Genomic DNA, 20,617 nt, shown 5'->3' with positions numbered 1-20,617 from the left:
GGGCTGGACAGGAGCTCGTGACGGTTGCACCCATCACGGGCTCCACTTTTTTTACGGTCCTTGGGGCAAAGCTGAGTAGGTCATTTGAGGCCTAGTGCTTTCGCTACTTGATGGGATTTGCCACGCAGGCATTTCCGATTACCAGACAGAACGCTGTAAACCAGGGTCGGCTCAAATCCATGCTGCAAGGCCCAGTCTTTGGCAGACAAACCTTGCTGGCGCAAATCCTTCCAAACCTCATCTGCAAACTTGGGCCCTGCAGGCGCGAGCAAATCCGCCTTGCATGCAGGGCAGATTTGCGATGGGCTTTGCGGAATCTGGGGCATCGGAGAGCTACGGGTACGAATTTGACGTACTAGTTGATGTGTCGTAACGAATTCTTCAGATCAACTGTGGTTTCGTCCAGCAGTCTCAATAGTCAATAATTTCGTGACTGTGTGATATGCATGGAGGACTATGTGGAAAAGCAAAAGTTGCCCACAAAGCAAGGACGCCCCCCTAAAGATGCGGCACTAGCCCTGAGAGATCGTTATTGGGTGCTTTACCTGAAAAGTCATCTGCCTCAGGACTCATATGCAAGTCTTGAGCGCAAGCTTTTGCCGAATCTAAGGATTACCCAGCGTGAGCACGGAGAAGGGTTTTCACAACCAAACTCGTTATCGAAGGTCGCTGCTGGTGCACGCGGTTTGAGCTCATCTCTGGAGGGGCTACCAGATGTGGTTCGAAATGCGGAAGCACTGTTGCCAGGTGCTATCGCTGCTTACAACTCAATTCTTTGGCGGGCGCTTGCTGAGCCCAATGCTTGGCTTGAATCCTGCCAACAGGTAGCACCTGAAGTTCGCTCACGATTGCTTGCACATCATTTTCGTGCGTTACCCGTAAGGCATGCTTGGCGTGACTACCCTGGGGCGCTAAGTCTTTATGGGATTCGACGAGTTAGCCGCCTCTGGCATCGAGATGCTCTTGGACTGCTGTTGTGTCAGTGCCCACCAGCTATCGGTCTTTCGGAGTTGTCGTTTACTGCGGAAAACTATGTGCTTCACCTACTTAATTGGGCATGCCGTAAAGACGAGGCATTGCTTGCAGTCAAAGATGATCTACTCACCCTGATCGGTGGCCGGTATGGGCTGAAGCGTCAAGCGGATGCTGTAAATAAAGACAGAATTTTTCTTGCGCCTAGGTTAGGCGGCATTTCTTATCACATGCGCATGCTTTTGGGTCCTTGAGAGATTTTTCAAGATCTTTAGGATCAAAGGGACGGCAGCAATGCAGCGGAAGGCGTCGGTCGGTTGGATTGCCGTAACGGCTGCCGCCGGCCACAGCAGACGCTAACCGTGCTCTATGGCAATTCTGCTGCTGCGAATGCAACAAGGACCGTTCGCGCTGCCGCAATTTAGCGACGTGCGTGTAGAGCGGCCCGTGAGTTCAACTTTTACCGCGCATGTCAGAATCTCCTATAAAAGTAATAAGGAGATGGGATGGTTGCGGTTGTCGAAGTTGACTTGGAGGCCCTTGGTGTGCGTCTTCCGCGCGGGGAGGTTGCGATGGTGATCGCGCAGCCCTATGTTGTTTTCGTGCAGCAGGAGCCCTTTACGTGGACTCCCCCCGAACGGCAACGGGCTCTTCAGTGCATTGAGGAGACTCTGGCGGTGTCACGTGGGTGCTCACACGGTGCGGAAAAAACGCACTTCACCGTCTTTCCAGAGTGCACGATTCCAGGATTAGAGGGTGTGGACCGTATTACGGCTGCCATGCTGGCAACGGAGTGGCCAGCTGAAACGGTCATCATCGGCGGGGTTGATGGGTTGACCAAAGACCAGTTCGCGGAACTTGTTCAAAAGCCGAACACTACTTATGACGTCGATCGGAACCACCCTGACCGCGTACAGCCTCATCAATGGGTGAACTGCGTGGTCACCTGGGTGAAGCTACCGACTGGAGAGGTTCGCAGTTGGGTACAACCCAAGCTCTCACCTGCCTGGGTTGAGTTGGACGTCAGCTACATGTCGATGTATCAAGGCCGCTCAATTTACGTGTTCAAGGGCATTCACTCGAACGCCGATGCACCGTATCAGTTCGCCACCCTGCTTTGCTTCGACTGGATTGGGTCAGCGAACGCCAAACGAATGTGGGAGTGGCTGCTTGAAGGGATTGCAGTACGCGCTGGCCAATTGGGCGGCACCCTTCCGCTGACTTGGTTGTTTGTAGCGCAATGTAATCCAGCCCCCTCTCATGCCTCGTTCATGAGTCAGGTGGGGCCCTTCTTTGACTCAAGCCGATATCCGAGAGTTACTCGGGATGAGGCATGCTTGATCATGGCGAATGTTGCTGGCAAAGAAACCCCGGGAAAGACTGAGAAGTTCGGCCAGTCCGCAGTCATTGTCACGCAGAGCCGCTTCTCACGCCCAGGATGCATGCCTACATATGGCAATGGAGGTGTGTCGCAACGAGGGGGAGACATTTTGGAGAACTTCCGCGATGCTGTCTTTCGCGAGCGCGGAGCATGCATTCACTCGTTCTTGGTCATCCACCCCTCCACCCTGCCTCCTGGTTCCGCTGGCCGTCGAGTTGCCTTGCGCGAATCTACCGTGCATCCGTTTAATGGCATGCATGACCCTAGAGCACCAAGCGGCGCCGTTCCTGCCGTCGTCAAGTGGATGAACGACGAGTTGGACGAACCTTCAAAGTCATTGGCCACAAAGTACACGCATCTGCCTTTGACCGCTGCGGCCGGTGCTGCACATCAGCGGACGGTCGATGAGCTGCGAACGCTCAAGGCGGAGGCACTCGATAACACCGTGAACTTTGCGAGCCTGACAGCTTGCAAGGGTTCACCGGACGCATGGAAGGCTGGTGAAGGCCATGCCGTGAGGCATTTGCTGCACACCTTCTCAATTCTCGATGTGGCTCAATATCCGGCTACCTTTCATGGAAATGGTGCCCAGGCGACCATCGTGAAAGGCGAAACCAGCTTGGAGGTCATCGCCGTAATGGGAGCCAGCCATGAGGACTGCGACAAACATGTTCTTAACCGCCTGCCGGCACATAGAGGACAACTTGTAGTTGTCAGCCGGGACGAGGACAACACCCCATGGGACCCGCGCTTCAGGTCAATCTATGACCAAGCTCCAGACGATCCGTCCACAGAGGCGAAATTTACGCAGCCAAGCAGCGCCATCATTCGTGTTGGGTACCACGACGTACTCGACGCATATCGGAACGCGGCGAACGAAGCGGAGTTGAAAGAGGCACTCGATGCAAAGCTCTCCTGAAATTTTTGGTCTGCCGGAAGAACTGCAGTCCACTTTGGCGAACCTCATCAAGGGAGCGACGTTTTCCGAAGTAGTCTTGCTGGATGGCTACCTGCCCGTGGTGGTGATGTTGCGTCAGCATGCGCTAACCGCCTTCGCGGTCGGTGACCAAACCGACTATCAGCCGCTATATGAAGCCTTCAAGAGACACTACTTGAAGAACAGCGCACAGTGGTCGACGAAGGACGTGGCGTTCGTGTATTGCCTCCCTGCGGACGCGGCTGTGGACCCAGATTTCTGCTCCCGCGTGGAAGTCGACGTGTACTTCTGCAGGAAGTACGTCGTTCGTCTTAATGGCGCCTTAGCCGACAACTTGGCCAGACTTCCCTTTCTTCCTCTTTCGCCCATCACCCCAGGAGTCCAGACAAGGCCGCCGTCTGCCCAGACTCTGCTTCGTCAGCGCAATCTCAAGGCAGAACTTGCTAAGGCGCTCGTGGTGCCGTTGACTAGTAGCGCCTCGAAAATCCTGACCGAATGTGTTGCTGGCACCTACGGTCCTCCTGAAGCTCTGCGGTCAGCACCAAGCCCCAGCGCGATTGCCGAGGTCGTGGACGACAGGGCTCAAGCCACCCTGAAGTCCATCACCATCCAAAACTTTCGAGCCTATCGAACGAAGAAGGTGTTCGAACTCGGCTCAGCAGTGACCATACTCTACGGTCCCAATGGCTTCGGGAAGACATCGTTCTTCGATGCTCTCGACTTTGTCGTCACCGGTGGGGTTGGTCGCCTCACCAGAGCACCAGGCGGATTAGCCCGAGTCGCCAAGCACCTCGATAGTCAGAGCGAACCCACCGAGGTCTCACTAACGATCGAGCGGGAAGGCAAGACGCATGTCATAACTCGCAATCTTGCTGATCAAAACAACGCCTTGGTTAACGGGAAGGCCACACCACGCAAGGAGGTCCTCAGTTTGCTAACCGGGGGGACGACTCCGGGCGCTGACCGAGTAGACAGCCTGGTGGACCTTTTTCGGGCAACCCACCTGTTCAGTCAGGAGAACCAAGAACTCACGCAGGACGTGGCGTCAAAGTGCGAGTTATCGTCAGATCTTGTCTCACGAATGCTCGCTTTCGAGGACTATGCGAGTGGCCTCAAGAAGACTGAGGACGTGCTGAAGCTCGCAGTGCAAGAACACGCTAAGGCGATCAGTGACATAGCCAATGCCCAGCAGGACATCTCGCATGAGCGTAAGGAACTGGAGCGTCTGGAGGGGCTTGCTGCCTCGGATACCTCCTTAGAAGCGCTGGATGCCCGCTTCTCCGTTCTGACGGAAGCAATCTCAACCGCCGGTTTCGACATCTCTGGGATTGCGTCACGCGACACTCGAGGCCTGCGGGCCATGCTGGATGCCGCGGTGGCCGAGGCAATCGCTTGGCGGGCGGCGCTGTCGCGCGCCATTGAGCAGATCGGGACACTGGACACCCTTCGCGGGCAACTTGAGCCGATGCAAGCTCAACTGACTGAGCGGCAGGCCCAACTGCAGCAGGCTGAAACGCACGAGAAGGAGGCGTCAGAACTCCTTGGCGCCTTGTCTAGCCGATTGGCGCAGCTAAAGACCCAGGAACAGGGCTTTCAACTTCGGCGTGACTGGCTCACCTGGGCTGTGTCGGTCCAGCCCGAGTACCAAGAGCGGACAAGCCAGGCTCAGAGCCTCGCAGCGAGGCTGGCGACACTGTCCTCGCAGGTGAGCCAACAACGGACTACCCTGGAGCAAGCGCGAGCCGCTCAACGTGAAGCCGCAGCGTCGGTCCAACGGGCCGAGACCGCATTCAAGGCCGCATCGGAGAAGCGACTTCGCTTCCAATCGCTTATGGACATCTCCGTAGCGTGGGAACAGGCTGCGCCCACCTTCGTAGAGTTGTTGAACGCAGAGACGCAATTTCAGGCCTCAATCGAGGAGCTACGCAGGCAATTCGGAGAGGCCCAGCGGGCCGAACATTCTCAGGAATTCTTGGTCGCACAGGCAGAGCGGGAGCTTGCGGAGGCCAGAACCAGCGGCTCGAGGCTCAAGGAGCTCATCTCAGAGCTTCGGGGCCATGTGGATGGACCAAATTGCCAACTGTGCGGACACGACCATGGAAGTACGGAAGGCCTGTTGGCAGCTATCGACCGGCGAATGCAGCAGGGCGACCGCGTCGTCCAGTTGAGCGAGGTTGCAGCGATGCAGCGGGCGACATTTCAGACGCTCGTAGGCCAGCGAGAGACACTCGCAGAGCGGGTAAAGCAGGAGGAGATGCTGTTCACTCGTGCACAGATGCAGCGGTCGCAATTGGAGAAACAGCGCGCGAACTACCAGGCATCGCTGAGCTCAGCTGGGCTTTCGCTAACCAGTGAAACACCGCAGCAGGTGCAGAGCCTCAATATCGAAATTCATGAGGACGAGCTGAACGCGGCGGGGGCCGTCGGCTCTGCGAAGCAATTGCTAGAAACGGCTGAAACCGCACTCGCATCTGCCCAGGCGGGCTATCAAGCACTCGACGAGCAGAAGCAGGCCACCGAATCAGCACTGAACGATACACAGAAGCGCCTGACTGAGTTGCTCAATGACGCCAATCGAGGCTCAATCAACCTCGCAAGCAGCCTACAGGCACTGACAGATGCGAGGCACGCCACAGAAGAACAAATGGTGTCGACGAGTTCTGCAGCTCAATTGGCGAACGAGCAGGTCGACCGTCAGAAGGCAGTCCAGGCGGCAGCAAAGGCGGCCGTTACAGCCGCTCGAACTAGCCACCAGCAGGCAAATCAAGCTTGGACTAGGCATCAAGTCCACGTTCAGTCGGTCCTGTCGGAGCTGAGAGCTGCAAAGTTTGACCGTGCGGTTTCGCCGGAGGAGCTCCGTAAACAAGTGGAAATCGCCGCGGCACGCGAGGCCTCCGCGTTAGTGCTGCGAAACCGCGTTGCGGAATTGGAGGTTGCCGTTGACACCGCCGCAACATCCGCTGCTTTCGAGAATATCCGCAAGCGCATTCTTGCCAACGAGACGGTGGTTCAGGAAGCAACTGCCCGCGCGCAGAAAGTTCAGCCATGGATCGAGTATTTTGCTGAGGTCAAGAAGCTTCTCAGCACGCAACAAGCCTTCGCAACGGAGCACTTCATCACCGAGTATGGACCGAGGACAGCCGTCATTCAACAGCGGCTTCGTCCGGTCTATGGCTTCGGTGACATTGAGGTCTCCAGCAAGGATTCGACCATCGGCATCCGCATCCATCGCAAGGGAGAGACGCTGCGGCCGACAGACTTTTTCAGCCAGTCGCAGGTGCAGACCCTCGTTCTGGGCCTATTCCTCACCGCCTGCAGTTCGCAGACCTGGTCGGGCTTCTCGTCCATCATGATGGATGACCCGGTCACTCACTTCGACGATCTGAATACGTATGCCCTACTGGATTTAATTCTTGGATTGCAGAGTTCTTCGGAAGGCGAACGGCAGTTCGTCATCTCTACTTGCGACGAGAAGCTGTTGCAGCTTGCTCGGCATAAGTTTCGTCACATGGGGGCGGCCGCTAAGTTCTACCGCTTTCAAGCTATTGGTGCAGACGGTCCAATGGTGTCAGAAATTTCCGCATAACAGCTTATGCAAGAAGCTCAAAGGCCTTGTGCCAGCCCGAAAGAGAGACGAGCCGGCTCATCCAAGACCATTGAGCGACAATTTTTGGCGGGGAATCTGGCAACGAAAAGCCTACTTCGGGTCAAGAGCTGTCGGTCACGTGACCATGGCGAAGGTCTCAGCTCAGCCTTAAGCAGCCCCCAGTCATGTCTTAATAATTACTGGCGGTTAATTAATCGTTAAATAAAAAGCCCGGCAATGCCGGGCTTTTTTCATTTGCAATATTTGAGAATATTTGCAGGATTAATGAGAACCTACAGGTCAGACATCAATATTGCCTGCGCGCAGCGCGTTGGCTTCGATGAAGTTGCGGCGGGGCTCCACCTCATCGCCCATCAGCATGGTGAACACGCGGTCGGCCTCAATGGCATCGCCGATCTGCACTTGCAGCAGGCTACGTACGTTCGGGTCCATGGTGGTTTCCCACAGTTGGGCGGGGTTCATTTCGCCCAAGCCCTTGTAGCGCTGACGGCCCGTGGTGCGTTCGGCTTCAGAGATCAGCCAGCGCATGGCCTGGCGGAAATCTGCCACTTTCTCGGTCTTGGCCTTGTCGCCTTCACCGCGGGTGACCTTGGCACCCTCAGACAGCAAGCCGTTGAAGTGCTGGGCTTCGTCGGCCAAGGCGGCGTAGTCGCTGCTGCGCACAAAGTCTTGCGTCAGGATGGAGCTCTTGATGTTGCCGTGGTGGTGGCGGCTGATACGCAGGATGGGGTTTTCCGTTTGCGGATCGATCTCGGCGGTCACTGCGGCAGGAATGCCGGTGGTGGTCAACTCGCGCAGCTTGGCCTCCAGCACGGGGGCACAGGCCTGGGCTTCTTGCAGTGTGTCGAGCTTGATTTGCACGCCGTCAGCGATGGCGCGCAGGGCTTCTGCGTCCATGAAGCTGGACAGGCGCTCAATCACGTTTTCGGCAGCCAGGTGCATATTGGCCAGCTTGGACAGATCTTCACCTTCCAGCACGCGGGCGCTGGCACCGCCGGTGGAAACCGAGGCGTTGTTCAGCGCAATTTTCAGCAGGTACTTGTTCAGCGCGGGGCCGTCCTTCAAATACAGCTCTTCCTTGCCGTTCTTGACTTTGTACAGCGGTGGCTGCGCAATGTAGATGTGGCCGCGCTCGACCAGCTCAGGCATCTGCCGGTAAAAGAAGGTGAGCAGCAGCGTACGGATGTGCGCACCGTCCACGTCCGCGTCGGTCATGATGATGATGCGGTGGTAGCGCAGCTTGTCGGGGTTGTAATCGTCCGAGTTGCTCTTGCCCGAATCAGCGCTCACCTTGCCAATGCCGGTGCCCAGGGCGGTAATCAGGGTGATGATTTCCTGGCTGGACAACAGCTTTTCGTAGCGGGCTTTTTCCACGTTCAGGATCTTGCCGCGCAGGGGCAGGATGGCCTGGAACTTACGGTCACGGCCCTGCTTGGCAGAGCCGCCGGCGGAGTCACCCTCGACAATGTAGATTTCGCACAGCGCCGGGTCTTTTTCCTGGCAGTCGGCCAGTTTGCCGGGCAGGCCCATGCCATCGAGCACGCCCTTGCGGCGTGTCATTTCGCGGGCTTTGCGGGCGGCTTCGCGGGCGCGGGCCGCTTCAATGATCTTGCCGCACAGCAGCTTGGCGTCGTTGGGGTTTTCTTCCAGGTAGTCCGACAGCAGCTTGCCGACGATGTCTTCCACGGGCGCGCGCACTTCAGAGCTGACCAGCTTGTCCTTGGTCTGGCTGGAGAACTTGGGCTCTGGCACTTTCACGCTCAGCACGCAGCACAGGCCTTCGCGCATGTCATCGCCCGAGACTTCAACCTTGGCCTTCTTGGCCAGCTCGTTTTGGTCGATGTACTTGCCAATCACACGCGTCATTGCGGCGCGCAGGCCGGTCAGGTGGGTGCCGCCATCGCGCTGGGGGATGTTGTTGGTAAAGCACAGCACTTGCTCGTTGTAGCCGTCGTTCCACTGCATGGCCACTTCCACACCAATTTCGGTGCCGGGAATGCCGCCATAAGTTTCTGCAGGGCGCGAGCCTTCGGCGTAGAACGCGGTGGGGTGCAGCACTTTCTTGTTGGCGTTGATAAAGCCAACAAAACCGCGCACGCCGCCAGCACCTGAGAAGTCGTCTTCCTTGCCGTCGCGCTCGTCTTTGAGGCGAATGCGCACGCCGTTGTTCAGGAACGAGAGTTCACGCAGGCGTTTGGCCAGAATTTCATAACGGAACTCGAAGTTTTCCTTGAAGATTTCCTGGTCAGGCAGAAAGTGCACCTTGGTGCCGCGCTTGTCAGAGTCGCCAATGACGCGCATGGGCGAAATTTCAAAACCGTCCACCACTTCGATCAGGCGGTTTTGCACAAAGCCGCGCGAGAAATCAATCTCATGGACCTTGCCATCGCGGCGCACCGTCAGCTTCAGCCAGATGGACAGTGCGTTCACGCAGGACACGCCCACGCCGTGCAGACCGCCAGAGACCTTGTAGCTGTTTTGGTTGAACTTGCCGCCAGCGTGCAGCTCGGTCAGGGCGATTTCAGCGGCCGAGCGCTTGGGCTCGTGCTTGTCGTCCATCTTCACGCCCGTGGGAATGCCGCGGCCGTTGTCAATGACAGACAGTGATCCATCGGCGTGGATGGTGACCAGGATGTCATCGCAGTGACCTGCCAGGGCCTCGTCGATGGAGTTGTCCACCACCTCGAACACCAGGTGGTGCAGGCCGGTGCCGTCTGACGTATCGCCAATGTACATGCCGGGGCGTTTGCGCACGGCTTCCAGGCCTTCCAAAATCTGGATCGAACCTTCGCCATAGCCTGTGTCTGCGGGTGCGCTTACAGCGGGAATGGTCTGGTTTTCTGGCTTGTTCTCGTCGGTCATGAAGGTGCCTTGCTGCTGCAAATACAAGAGCTTTTAACGCTTGTATTGCCTGGGATATACCAATAAATCACTTTGAAAAGGGCTGCCAGATTGCGCTGGCAGCTCCCTTTTTAGCCGCAATCGGCCAGTTGGTTGGCGGGTGTGCCAGCGCCTTAAATGCGCATGGGCATGACGACGTACTTGAAGTTGTCGTTGCCGGGAATGCTGACCAGTGCAGAGCTGTTGCCGTCGGCCAGCTCAATCTTGACCATGTCTTGCGACATATTGGCCAGCACGTCCAGCAAGTACGTTACGTTGAAGCCGATGTCGATGGCGTCACCGCCGTAGTCGATGTCGAGTTCGTCCACTGCCTCTTCCTGGTCGGCGTTGTTCGATGCCACGCGCAAAGTACCAGGCTCGATCGTCAGGCGCACGCCCTTGAATTTGTCGCTGGTCATGATGGCCGTGCGCTGCAAGCTGGCCAGCAGTGGTGCGCGGCCCAGCGTGACGCTGTTGCCGTGGTTGCGAGGAATGACGCGGTTGTAGTCAGGGAACTTGCCCTCGACCAGCTTGGTCACGAACTCCATGCCGGCAAAGGTGAACTTGGCCTGGTTGTTGGCAAACTGCATCTCGATGCGCGGCGAGTTCTCGCCCCCCACATCGCTGAGCAGGCGCTGCAGCTCCAGCACGGTCTTGCGCGGCAAGATCACTTCTTGCTTGTCGCCCACATCCACGTCCAGCTCCGAGCTGGCAAACGCCAGTCGGTGGCCGTCGGTGGCGACCAGGCTCAGGGTGTTGCCTTCGGCAACAAACAAGATGCCGTTGAGGTAGTAGCGAATGTCTTGCACAGCCATGGCAAACGAGACCTGGCCCATCAGGTCTTTCAGCACCTTTTGCGGCACGCTGAAGGCGGGGCCAAAGTTGGCGGCCTCTTGCACCAGCGGGAAGTCTTCTGCGGGCAGCGACTGCATGGTGAAGCGGCTTTTGCCACCTTTCAAGATCATCTTGCTTTGCTGTGACTCCAGCGACACGGTCTGGTCGCCAGGCATGGTCTTCAAGATATCGATCAGTTTGCGGGCACCGATGGTGGTGGAGAAATCGCCCGTGTCACCGCCCAGCTCGGCAGTGGTGCGGATCTGGATTTCCAGGTCACTGGTGGTGAACTGCAAGGCGTTGCCGGTCTTTTTGACCAGTACGTTTGCCAAAATGGGCAAGGTGTGACGGCGCTCAACGATGCCGGACACCGATTGCAGGACCGCGAGAACTTTGTCTTGTGTGGCTTTCAGGACGATCATGTCAACCTCTATGTTTCAGTAGCGGGTCTCTTTAGGAATGAGTGGCGGCGCATCTTCTCACGCCCCCTCGTGCCACTCAAACCCCCTCATTTTGCTCCGCAAGGCTGGAGCCGGGCGAGGGGAAAATCCATCAGCCTTTGAGCGTTTGCTCCAGCACATGCAATTGCTGATTCAGCTCGGTCAGTTGCTGGCGCTCTGCCGCAATCTTGCGTACAGCGTGCAGCACCGTGGTGTGATCGCGGCCACCAAAAAGCTCGCCAATCTCTGGCAGGCTCTTTTGGGTCAGCTCCTTGGCCAGATACATGGCGATCTGGCGCGGACGGGCAATCGACGCTGGGCGCTTCTTGCTGTACATGTCCGCCACTTTGATCTTGTAGTAGTCGGCCACGGTTTTCTGGATGTTCTCCACGCTGATCTGCCGGTTTTGAATGCTCAGCAGATCGCGCAGCGCTTCACGCGCCAGCTGGATGGAGACTTCCTTTTGGTTGAAGCGCGAGTAAGCCAAAATCTTGCGCAGCGCGCCTTCCAGCTCACGCACGTTGGAGCGCACGTTCTTGGCCACGAAGAAGGCAACTTCTTCGGGCATCTCGGCGTTTTCGGCGCGGGCCTTGTTGATCAGGATGGCCACGCGCATTTCCAGCTCGGGCGGCTCAATCGCTACCGTCAGGCCAGAGTCAAAACGCGAAACCAGGCGCTCGTGGATGTTGGTCAGACCCTTGGGGTAGGTGTCTGAGGTCATCACGATGTGGCTCTTTTTGGCCAGCAAGGCCTCAAAGGCGTTAAAGAACTCTTCTTGCGTACGGTCTTTGTTGGCAAAGAACTGGACGTCGTCAATCAGCAAAAGATCGAGCGAGTGATAGCGTTCTTTGAACTCATCAAACGTGCGGCGCTGGTAGGCCTTGACCACATCTGAAACAAATTGTTCAGCGTGGATGTAAAGAATCTTGGCGTCAGGCTTGTCTTTGAGCAGCTGGTTACCCACAGCATGTACCAAGTGGGTTTTGCCCAGGCCCACTCCGCCATAAATGAACAGCGGGTTGTACAGATGACCGGGCGAGCCTGCCACGTGCATGGCCGCCGAGCGGGCCATGCGGTTGGCGGTGCCTTCTACCAGCGTTTCAAACGTCAGGGCAGAGTTCAAACGGTTGCGAAAGGCGGGCGCAGACGCCTCTTCGGCACTGGCGCTGACGGGCAGCAGCGTGGGCGCATCTGAAGGGGAGCTGCGTTCTGCCTGATAAGGGCGAACGTAAGTGCGGGTAACGCTTTCTCTGTGAGCAAGCGCTAACTCCAGGGTGACTGGTTGGCCGTACAAATCTTCCAGCAACCCCGAAATGCGGGCGGCGTACTGGGCGCGAATCCAATCGAGCTTGAAGCGGTTGGCCACATAGACCGTCACCTTGGAAAAATCTTCGGCCACGACGGCGGTCAAAGGCTTGATCCAGGTGTTGAACTGTTGTTCGGGCAGGTCTTGGCTGAGCTGCTCAACGCATGCCAGCCACAGGCCTAGGCCAGCGTCGTTGGAGGGTTCCTCTGTCATTTCAATGGGAGCACTTTTTGTGGATAGGAGGAACGGTTTCGGGGCTGTGATTGTAGCTTTTCAAACGGTTATCCACAAATACATCGCGCTTTTCCTGCGTGCGATTCATGGGGCTTATTCTTGGCCATGTTTAGAGGGTCATTGCAAGAGATGCACAACACTGAGATAATTTCGGGTTTCCCTGAATGTGTTCAGGGTGATAAGCCCCGCGTGAAGCTTTTATTTGCGGGCATCGGCCATGTGGCAGGTGCGTTTTGCAGGCATGCTTGGCCGGGGGGAAATTGGGTACTGCACATCCATGAGGGATGTCAGGCCAGTAAGAAACTGAACTTTCTCAAGGAACGAACATGAAGCGTACATACCAACCCTCCAAGACCAAGCGCGCTCGCACCCACGGTTTCCTGGTGCGCATGAAGACCAAGGGCGGCCGTGCCGTCATCAACGCTCGCCGCGCCAAGGGCCGTAAGCGTCTGGCCGTCTAAGGTCAGCTCGCTTGGCCGACTGCCTGACACCATTCCCTGTGCATAGCCAGGGCTTGCTGTGATGCAACGGCTGCAAACGCGCCCCCAATTTCAGGCGACGATGTCCGGGGGAACCATTTCCCGGACGGCACACTTTGCTTTGCACCGCTTGGTGCTCAGTGAAGTGGATGTTGCCAAGGACGCTGAGCCAACAGGGCCCGGTGCTACGCTCTCAGAGCCAGCACCGCAGGCCCTGTTTGTCGTGCCCGGGTGCAAAGTGCCTCAGGTGTGGATGGGCCCTTTGGTGCCCAAGCGCTGGGCTAAGCGCTCAGTGACGCGCCACAGCATCAAGCGGCAAATTTATGCCGTTGCCAGTGAGTTTGATGCCCAGCTGCAGTCTTTGCCGCCAGCGGCTTACGTGGTGCGCTTGCGCGCCGGGTTTGACCGCAAACAATTCATCAGTGCCACGTCAGAGCCCCTCAAGCAGGCGGTGCGCGCGGAGCTGATGCAGCTGTTGACCCACGCCACGCGGCGCAAGAGCCCGAAACCAGTGGCGCAAGCCAACACCTCGCAGCCCCAAGATGTGGCTGTCGAGGGGGCAGGATAAGCCCATGGTGAAGGCGCTGCTCATGGCATTAGTTCGTGGCTATCGCCTCACTTTGAGCCCATGGCTGGGCTCGGCTTGCCGTTTTGAACCGACCTGTTCGGCCTACTCTTTGAAGGCTTTAGAGCAGCACGGTGCAGCGGCTGGCACTTATTTGACACTGCGGCGACTGGTACGTTGCCAACCGTGGTGTGATGGCGGGCATGATCCCGTGCCTGACAAAGCGCCCAAGCTGTTTACCGGTTTGACCTCATCTTCCTCACCAAAGAAGTCTTCATGAACGACATTCGCCGCACCATTTTGTGGGTGATATTTGGCTTTTCCATGGTTTTGCTGTGGGACCAATGGCAAATCCACAATGGCAAACCAGCCACGTTCTTCCCTTCGGCGCCCAAAGCCACGGCCACTGCGCCTGCCGAGAGCAAGCCTGCGGATGTGCCTGATGCCCTGACCGCCGCGACTGCCACTGCCGATGTGCTGGCCAGCAATGTGCCGGGCGTTGCAGATGCAGCCCCCGTGGCACAGGAAAAAGTGACTGTTACCACCGATGTGATGCGCCTGACCTTTGATGGCCAGGGCGGTGCACTGGTGCATGCAGAGCTGCTCAAGTACGGCAGCGACGCAGACAAGTCCCAGCCATTTGTGCTGTTTGACGACAGCACACAGCGTGTGTACCAGGCACAAACCGGTCTGATTGGTGGCAATTACCCCACCCACAAGACCGTGATGACCGTGCAGCCCGGTGAGCGAGAGCTCAAAGACGGACAAAACGAACTGCAAGTGCGTTTTGAGTCGCCCGTGCAAGATGGCGTCAAGCTGGTCAAGACATTCACCGTCAAGCGCGGCGCTTATGACATTGCGGTGAAGCACGATGTGGTGAACGCCGGTGCCACCGCAATTACGCCCCAGCTGTATCTGCAATTGCTGCGTGACGGCAATGCAGTGGATGGCGGCAATGCTTTTTACTCAACCTTCACCGGCCCTGCTATCTACACCGATACGGCCAAGTACCAGAAGGTGGAGTTCAAGGACATCGACAAGGACAAGGCCAAGTTTGAAAAGACTGCCACCAGCGGCTATGTGGCCATGGTGCAGCACTACTTTGCCAGCGCCTGGTTGCTGGGTGACGGCATTCAGCGCGACAACTATGCGCGCAAGGTGGGCGAGAACCTGTACGCCGCCGGCATGATCACGCCTTTGGGCACGTTGCAGCCTGGCGAGACCAAGGCCGTTGAAGCCCGCCTGTTTGCAGGCCCGCAACTGGAAAAGACACTGGAGTCGCTGGCTCCCGGTCTGGAGCTGGTCAAGGACTATGGCTGGCTGACCATTTTGGCCAAGCCGCTGTACTGGCTGCTGGACAAGATCCATGGCATCTTGGGCAACTGGGGCTGGTCGATCGTTGGTCTGGTGCTGTTCCTGAAGATCTTGTTCTACTGGTTGAACGCCAAGGCCTACGGCTCGATGGCCAAGATGAAGGCCATCAACCCCAAGATCATGGAAATGCGCGAGCGTCTGAAGGGCAACCCCCAGCAGATGCAGCAGGAGATGATGCGCATCTACCGTGAGGAGAAGGTCAACCCCATGGGCGGTTGCTTCCCCATCATGATCCAGATCCCCGTGTTCATCGCCTTGTACTGGGTGCTGCTGTCGTCGGTCGAAATTCGCCACGCACCATGGATCTTGTGGATCACTGACCTGTCGGCCAAGGACCCCTTCTATGTCTTGCCGCTGCTGATGACTGCGTCTTCGCTGCTGCAAACCGCACTGAACCCTGTGCCACCAGACCCGATGCAAGCCAAGATGATGTGGTTCATGCCCCTGATTTTCAGTGTCATGTTCTTCATGTTCCCTGCTGGTCTGGTGCTGTACTGGCTGACCAACAACATCTTGTCGATTGCACAGCAATGGGTCATCAACACCCGCATGGGCGTGCCCCCGCAGTTCAATCTGCCCAGCTTCAAGAAGGCTGACGCTGCGGTGACGGACGTCAAAGCCAAGAAGAAGTAAGCCACTGACGGCTTGCTGAACCGATCAAAGGCCGCGCAAGCGGCCTTTGATGTTTCAAAGCACGGCTTTTAAAAACAAGAGCATTTAACGCTTATGTATGCTGTTTTTTAGATGGTTTTGTATCTGAAAGCTGGCAAATACATACGCTGAATGCTCCTGCTTTTGAAATCTGTTTGAGGCTGTCCATGGCTATTATGGGCGCCTGCCCACCTAAGGATGTGAAGCCATGCTTGCCCGCCATACCGATCCCATCGTTGCCATTGCTACCGCCCCCGGGCGCGGGGCTGTGGGCATTGTGCGTGTCTCTGGCAAGCAGATTGCGGGTTTTGTGCAGCATCTGCTGGGCAAAGCGCTCAAGCCGCGTGAAGCCACCTATATGCCCTTCAAGGACGGCAAGGGCGCACCCATTGACCACGGCCTGGCGCTCTACTTTCCAGGCCCCAACAGCTATACCGGCGAAGACGTGCTGGAGCTGCAGGCCCACGGCGGCCCCGTGGTGCTGCAGTTGCTGCTGGCGCGCTGTCTGGAAGCGGCACAGGAGGAGGTGGCCGCTGGCTCCTCTTCTGTCGTATTGCCCGGCTTGCGGCTGGCCCAGCCCGGTGAATTTACCGAGCGAGCCTTTCTGAACGACAAGATCGATCTGGCGCAGGCCGAAGCGATTGCCGATCTGATTGACGCCAGCACCGAGGCTGCCGCACGCAGCGCCAGCCGCTCGCTCTCGGGCGACTTCTCACGCGAGATTGGCGAGCTGCGCCAAGCGCTGGTGCACCTGCGCATGCTGGTAGAGGCCACGCTGGACTTCCCGGAAGAAGAAATCGACTTTCTGAAAAAAGCTGATGCGTATGGGCAGCTCGATGGCCTGCGCGACCAGCTTGGTCAGGTGCTGGCGCGCACCCAGCAAGGTGCGCTGCTGCGCGAGGGCATCAAGGTGGTGATTGCGGGCCAGCCCAATGCGGGCAAAAGCTCGCTGCTCAATGCGCTGGCGGGGGCCGAGCTGGCCATCGTCACCCCCATTGCAGGCACCACGCGCGACAAGGTGCAGCAGACCATTCAGATCGACGGCGTACCGCTGCACGTGATTGATACCGCCGGTCTGCGCGACAGCGACGACGAGGTGGAACGCATTGGCATTGCCCGCGCCTGGGAAGAAATTGCCGGTGCCGATGCCGTACTGTTTTTGCACGACCTCTCGCGCATGGCAGAGGCGGGCTACGCAGAGGCAGATCTGGACATTGCCCGCACGCTGGCCGAACGCATTTTGCCCAGCGTGCCTGTGATTGATCTGTGGAACAAGACCGATCTGGCTGCGCCCGGCGTGGACATGCAGCCGCTGGCCCCGCTGGCTGGCCGCAAGGGCAGCGAGCAAAGCCTGAGCCTGTCGGCGCGCACGGGGGAAGGGCTGGATGCCGTGCGCCAGCGCTTGCTGCAAGTGGCAGGCTGGCAGTCGGCGGCCGAAGGCTTGTACATTGCACGCGCGCGCCATGTGGAGGCCTTGCAGGCCGTGGGCGCCCACCTGGATGAGGCGCACGCCCAGCTGAACGTGCCCGGCCCGGCGCTGGACATTCTGGCCGAAGAGCTGCGCCTGTCGCAGACCGCACTGAACAGCATTACGGGTGAATTCACGTCAGACGATTTGCTGGGCGTGATCTTCAGCAGCTTCTGTATTGGCAAGTAAACGCAAGCCAAGCATAGCGGCTAACGCTTGCAAACAAAGGGTTTCGAGGTGTTTTAACTTTGAAACCCTTTTGTTTTGGGCCTTGACAGCTCACTTTACAGGATTCTGAGGCAGCAGCTGATTGTGCAGAATGCGCCGGATTTCCACGATGGCGCGGGGGTGCTCCTGCACGCTGTGGCTGAACGGCACGATCAGCTCAGAGGCTGCGCCCTCCAGGTGCGCGCTGCGGTAAGGCACGATGCCGTCACTGCTTTCATCCAGCGGTTTACCGGGCGTGTGGTTGCCAATGATGGAGTGGTAGCGCACGCGAGGGTCAATGGGCAACTGGGCCGCCAGGCGGACATAGGCATCTTCGTCGCTCAGGTTGTCGATGCTATTGGGAATGCGCAGCAGCGACTGCTTGCCAATACGGGGTGAGGCATGGGCCAGACCGCGTGTGATGTCGGCAAATTGCTCCACCATGGAAAACGGCAGCGTAATCAGGTTGGAAACCCAGCGGGCCACACGATTGTTGGCAAAGTCGGTGCCGCGGTGGGGGGCCGCAATAAAGATGGCGCTGCTGACCTGGGGCACGGCTTCAAACTCAAGGTAGGGGCGCAGCTTTTCGCCCCAGTTTTCGTCGCTGGCCGGTTCGATGCCGTAGGTGTTTGTAATGGCGCTCAGCATCTGACCCTGGGTGTTGCTGACCAGCAGGCGCGACAGCACGCCCCCCATGCTGTGGCCCACCAGCGTAATGTTTTGTGAGGCGCGTGCCGTGCCTTGCGGGTCAAAGTGCTGCAGCGTGCGCTGCAAGGCCTGACGGATGGCGTAATTGTTCAATGCCAGCGGGGCATTGGTGGGGTAGTACACCTGCCAGACCTGGTAGTTGCGGCGCAGCGTCTCGTCACCCAGCACCTCGTTGGCTACATTGATCCAGGCTTCGGGGCTGCTGGCCAGACCATGCAGCATGATGATGGTGCGCCGGTTCGGGTCGTACGGCTGCATCAGGTAGATGCTGGGCTGGGTAATGCCGTTGCTCAAGCCCACCAGCGTGCGCAGCGCCTGCGTGGAAAATCCCGAGCGCGCCAGCCACAAGCCATAGCCCGATGAAAAGTTGCCCGCCAGCGGTACGCGTGTGTTGGCCATTTCAACCTGGCGGAAGCGATAGGGGTCCAGCGCCTGCAGCTCGACTTGGTGCGTGGACAGCACTTCCTGCATGGTGTTGCCGCCAAAGCGCAGCAGTACCGTGACCGCAGGAAAGAGCGATTCTTGGAAGGGCGGCTGAGGGGGGCCTTCCAGACTGGCGCTGGCGACGAGCAGTTGCTGGGCATCTTCTGCGCTTTGAAAGACAGAGACCAGTTCTGCGCCAAAGCCATCGCGCCGGTACTGGTTGCGCAAACCGGAAAAACGCAGCGAAGTGGCAGGCACCAATTCGTTGGGCATGCCTTTGTTGGCAGGCAGCCACAGGCCGGAGAAATCGGTGGTCAGCTGCCAGTCGCCAAATTGCTCTGGAATGTTTTGCAGATCGTGCCGGCGCAGCTCAAACAGGCCGGTCACCGCTTGCTGCACGGCGTAGTTGTAATAGTCACGCACCTGCACCTGGCGATCTTCGAAGGCGCGGTCACTGGGCTTGCGCTCGGTGAAAAACAGATACGCCCAGGCGTAGCGCGCGGCCTCCAGCCACGCCTGGACTTCGGCCTGGGTGCGTGTGCCTGGCAGCGACGGTATTTTTTGAGCAGCGCGCGCCTGCAGCGTCCAAAGCTCGGCCAGTGAGGCCATGCGCTGCTCGTCATACAAGCCAGTGGCAGTGGCCAGCGTGTAGTGGCATTTGGGGACGTCTGCCATGCACGTTTTGGTGTCCAGATCCAGAACACGCAAGGCCTCCTGCGTGGCAGGACTGAGTTCGCCAGAGGTCAGTACATCACTGCGCCGCTCAGCCAGGTAGGTGGCGGGGTCTGCCGTGCGCACCGTCACGCCGGCACACCCGGTCAGCAAGGCGGACAGGAGCAGTGCAAGGAACCAGCGGGGCGAGGAAGTCGGCGTCATAGCCAGCGAGTGTAGGGCGCTGTGGTGATGTGCGCCGATGGTCTTGAGGCTTGGCCGCAAGGCAGGGCGGCCCTTGTCGCAGCCAGCGCTGGGTCGTGCTATGGGACTTGGCGAATATGGCGGGAAAAATCTGCGCTGGCGGCGGCATCGTCCAACCCTGCTGGGGGTTGCCAGTTTTGTGCGCGCTGCGTGATGTCGCTGGTGGCGCGCAGGGTTGCCAAGGGCTGCATGGACTGCAGGGCTCCGACATCGCGCAGATATTCAGGCAGATAACCCGATGCCAGCAAGCGCCAGTCGGTGGGCAGGGCCTGCCCAATGCGCCGCGCCAGCTGCCAGACAATGGTGGTGCAGTTGGCCGTCAGCGTGTGATAAAAGCGCGGCGCGTATTCCAGCTGGCTGGCCTGGTAGGCATAGGCGAGGAACAAGTCACGCATGCTGTCTTGCGGCATGTCGATGCGGTACAGGTGCACTTGCTCACCTCGCACATTGGTGCGGACAGCCAAAATATCGCGTTCGTCTGCAGCGACCAAAGCCATTTCATACTGCTTGAAAAAGCCCGCCAGTGCGTCAAATTGTTCGTGCTGCTCTTTGCGAATTTCGATGGAGAACACAACGTGCTGGCCATCAGCAAAACCAAATGACACCAGCGTGTGGGCAATGGCAGGCCCCATCCAGTACGACAGGGCCACATCCACGCTGCGAAGTTGTGTCAGGTCATAGCTGCGTGTTTCCCAGCGTGGGGTGAAGTCGGTTTCACTGCGCCACGTGAAGTTGCGCACGTTGTGCAGGTGCACCCGAGAGGGCTTGTCTTTGTCTGGCTCTACACGCACCAGCTGGGCCACATCTGCTGCCCATGCGCGGTCAGCGCGGGGCTCGATGGTGCCCCACCAGGCCAGCAGCGCCAGCACCAAAACCAGGCCACCCGCCAAGATAGGCAGGATGCGCCGCTGCAACATGCCATAACCCAACAAGATCACCCAAGCAAAGCCCCAGACCATGGCTATCGCAGCAGCCATGTTGTTGCGCTGTGGCACCTGTGCTTGCAATGCCATGTAGCCCCAGGTGGCACACAGCAACGCAAGCATGGCCACGATGACCCAGGCCACGTAGCCCAGACAGCGTCGCCACGCTGGAGTGACAGGCATCAGATTGTTGCGTGGAGGCTTGGGCATGTGGAGAGACAGATGGGGATTCTGAGCTGTTACATCCGTGAGTTTGCCGTGACAAGAGTGCGGAAGTTGTGTCTATATGTGTTTCCAGGGGGAATAGTCCTGT

General features: G+C 58.2%; 14 protein-coding genes. 8 read left to right on the top strand and 6 right to left on the bottom strand.

Annotated features, from left to right (window positions below; genetic code table 11):
* Nucleotides 1-80: 80 nt before the first annotated feature.
* Nucleotides 81-326 carry a DNA-binding protein gene (locus H9646_RS03450; protein ID WP_191721944.1) on the bottom strand — a complete coding sequence of 82 codons (246 nt, stop codon included), beginning with the start codon at nucleotides 324-326 and terminating at the stop codon, nucleotides 81-83.
* 132 nt (nucleotides 327-458) lie between these two features.
* Here H9646_RS03450 and H9646_RS03445 point away from each other — a divergent pair, with 132 nt between their 5' ends.
* The 3 genes from H9646_RS03445 to H9646_RS03435 all read left to right on the top strand — a co-directional run bounded on the left by H9646_RS03445 (nucleotide 459) and on the right by H9646_RS03435 (nucleotide 6,876).
* Nucleotides 459-1,226, top strand: coding sequence for a hypothetical protein (locus tag H9646_RS03445; protein WP_191721943.1), 768 nt, complete (start codon nucleotides 459-461; stop codon nucleotides 1,224-1,226).
* 504 nt (nucleotides 1,227-1,730) lie between these two features.
* Nucleotides 1,731-3,272 (top strand): hypothetical protein, encoded by a 1,542-nt coding sequence (locus H9646_RS03440; protein ID WP_191721942.1) that lies wholly within the window; start codon nucleotides 1,731-1,733, stop codon nucleotides 3,270-3,272.
* Nucleotides 3,256-6,876, top strand: coding sequence for an AAA family ATPase (locus tag H9646_RS03435; RefSeq protein WP_191721941.1), 3,621 nt, complete (start codon nucleotides 3,256-3,258; stop codon nucleotides 6,874-6,876). Before H9646_RS03440 ends, H9646_RS03435 begins: the two co-directional genes overlap by 17 nt.
* Before the next feature lie 300 nt (nucleotides 6,877-7,176).
* Here H9646_RS03435 and gyrB read toward each other — a convergent pair whose 3' ends face one another.
* From gyrB to dnaA, 3 genes are all read right to left on the bottom strand, one after another.
* Entirely contained in the window at nucleotides 7,177-9,759 is a 2,583-nt protein-coding gene (gyrB, locus tag H9646_RS03430) for a DNA topoisomerase (ATP-hydrolyzing) subunit B (RefSeq protein ID WP_191721940.1), read from the bottom strand.
* A 152-nt stretch (nucleotides 9,760-9,911) separates the two neighbouring features.
* Nucleotides 9,912-11,033, bottom strand: a complete 1,122-nt coding sequence (gene dnaN, locus H9646_RS03425; RefSeq protein WP_191721939.1) for a DNA polymerase III subunit beta — start codon at nucleotides 11,031-11,033, stop codon at nucleotides 9,912-9,914.
* A gap of 130 nt (nucleotides 11,034-11,163) precedes the next feature.
* Nucleotides 11,164-12,570 (bottom strand): chromosomal replication initiator protein DnaA, encoded by a 1,407-nt coding sequence (gene dnaA / locus H9646_RS03420; protein WP_191721938.1) that lies wholly within the window; start codon nucleotides 12,568-12,570, stop codon nucleotides 11,164-11,166.
* A 347-nt stretch (nucleotides 12,571-12,917) separates the two neighbouring features.
* Here dnaA and rpmH point away from each other — a divergent pair, with 347 nt between their 5' ends.
* The 5 genes from rpmH to mnmE all read left to right on the top strand — a co-directional run bounded on the left by rpmH (nucleotide 12,918) and on the right by mnmE (nucleotide 17,317).
* Nucleotides 12,918-13,052, top strand: a complete 135-nt coding sequence (rpmH, locus tag H9646_RS03415; protein WP_042412105.1) for a 50S ribosomal protein L34 — start codon at nucleotides 12,918-12,920, stop codon at nucleotides 13,050-13,052.
* A gap of 61 nt (nucleotides 13,053-13,113) precedes the next feature.
* Nucleotides 13,114-13,638, top strand: coding sequence for a ribonuclease P protein component (locus tag H9646_RS03410; RefSeq protein ID WP_191721937.1), 525 nt, complete (start codon nucleotides 13,114-13,116; stop codon nucleotides 13,636-13,638).
* Nucleotides 13,639-13,642: 4 nt separating this feature from the next.
* Entirely contained in the window at nucleotides 13,643-13,915 is a 273-nt protein-coding gene (gene yidD / locus H9646_RS03405; protein ID WP_191721936.1) for a membrane protein insertion efficiency factor YidD, read from the top strand.
* A complete protein-coding gene (gene yidC / locus H9646_RS03400) occupies nucleotides 13,912-15,642 on the top strand; it encodes a membrane protein insertase YidC (RefSeq protein WP_191721935.1) in 1,731 nt (576 codons plus the stop codon). Before yidD ends, yidC begins: the two co-directional genes overlap by 4 nt.
* A gap of 226 nt (nucleotides 15,643-15,868) precedes the next feature.
* The gene (gene mnmE, locus H9646_RS03395; RefSeq protein ID WP_191721934.1) at nucleotides 15,869-17,317 is read left to right on the top strand and encodes a tRNA uridine-5-carboxymethylaminomethyl(34) synthesis GTPase MnmE; all 1,449 of its coding nucleotides are present in this window, start codon (nucleotides 15,869-15,871) and stop codon (nucleotides 17,315-17,317) included.
* Between the two features lie 90 nt (nucleotides 17,318-17,407).
* Here mnmE and H9646_RS03390 read toward each other — a convergent pair whose 3' ends face one another.
* Both H9646_RS03390 and H9646_RS03385 read right to left on the bottom strand, forming a co-directional pair.
* A complete protein-coding gene (locus tag H9646_RS03390; protein WP_191721933.1) occupies nucleotides 17,408-19,342 on the bottom strand; it encodes a lipase family protein in 1,935 nt (644 codons plus the stop codon).
* Between the two features lie 98 nt (nucleotides 19,343-19,440).
* Nucleotides 19,441-20,514, bottom strand: coding sequence for an Lnb N-terminal periplasmic domain-containing protein (locus tag H9646_RS03385; RefSeq protein WP_225213971.1), 1,074 nt, complete (start codon nucleotides 20,512-20,514; stop codon nucleotides 19,441-19,443).
* Nucleotides 20,515-20,617 lie beyond the last annotated feature (103 nt).

The organism is Comamonas avium (assembly GCF_014836675.1).
GTDB lineage: Bacteria > Pseudomonadota > Gammaproteobacteria > Burkholderiales > Burkholderiaceae_C > Comamonas > Comamonas avium.
The sequence above is the reverse complement of the archived record's forward strand: the minus strand, read 5'-3'. Positions and strand labels throughout refer to the sequence as shown.

Excerpts from the sequence above, each read along its gene's own strand:
- H9646_RS03450 (WP_191721944.1), bottom strand. The coding sequence starts at position 326 with ATGCCCCAGATTCCGCAAAGCCCATCGCAAATCTGCCCTGCATGCAAG.
- H9646_RS03435 (WP_191721941.1), top strand. The coding sequence starts at position 3,256 with ATGCAAAGCTCTCCTGAAATTTTTGGTCTGCCGGAAGAACTGCAGTCC.
- gyrB (WP_191721940.1), bottom strand. The coding sequence starts at position 9,759 with ATGACCGACGAGAACAAGCCAGAAAACCAGACCATTCCCGCTGTAAGC.
- dnaN (WP_191721939.1), bottom strand. The coding sequence starts at position 11,033 with ATGATCGTCCTGAAAGCCACACAAGACAAAGTTCTCGCGGTCCTGCAA.
- dnaA (WP_191721938.1), bottom strand. The coding sequence starts at position 12,570 with ATGACAGAGGAACCCTCCAACGACGCTGGCCTAGGCCTGTGGCTGGCA.
- rpmH (WP_042412105.1), top strand. The coding sequence starts at position 12,918 with ATGAAGCGTACATACCAACCCTCCAAGACCAAGCGCGCTCGCACCCAC.
- H9646_RS03410 (WP_191721937.1), top strand. The coding sequence starts at position 13,114 with ATGCAACGGCTGCAAACGCGCCCCCAATTTCAGGCGACGATGTCCGGG.
- yidD (WP_191721936.1), top strand. The coding sequence starts at position 13,643 with ATGGTGAAGGCGCTGCTCATGGCATTAGTTCGTGGCTATCGCCTCACT.
- yidC (WP_191721935.1), top strand. The coding sequence starts at position 13,912 with ATGAACGACATTCGCCGCACCATTTTGTGGGTGATATTTGGCTTTTCC.
- mnmE (WP_191721934.1), top strand. The coding sequence starts at position 15,869 with ATGCTTGCCCGCCATACCGATCCCATCGTTGCCATTGCTACCGCCCCC.
- H9646_RS03390 (WP_191721933.1), bottom strand. The coding sequence starts at position 19,342 with ATGACGCCGACTTCCTCGCCCCGCTGGTTCCTTGCACTGCTCCTGTCC.
- H9646_RS03385 (WP_225213971.1), bottom strand. The coding sequence starts at position 20,514 with ATGCCCAAGCCTCCACGCAACAATCTGATGCCTGTCACTCCAGCGTGG.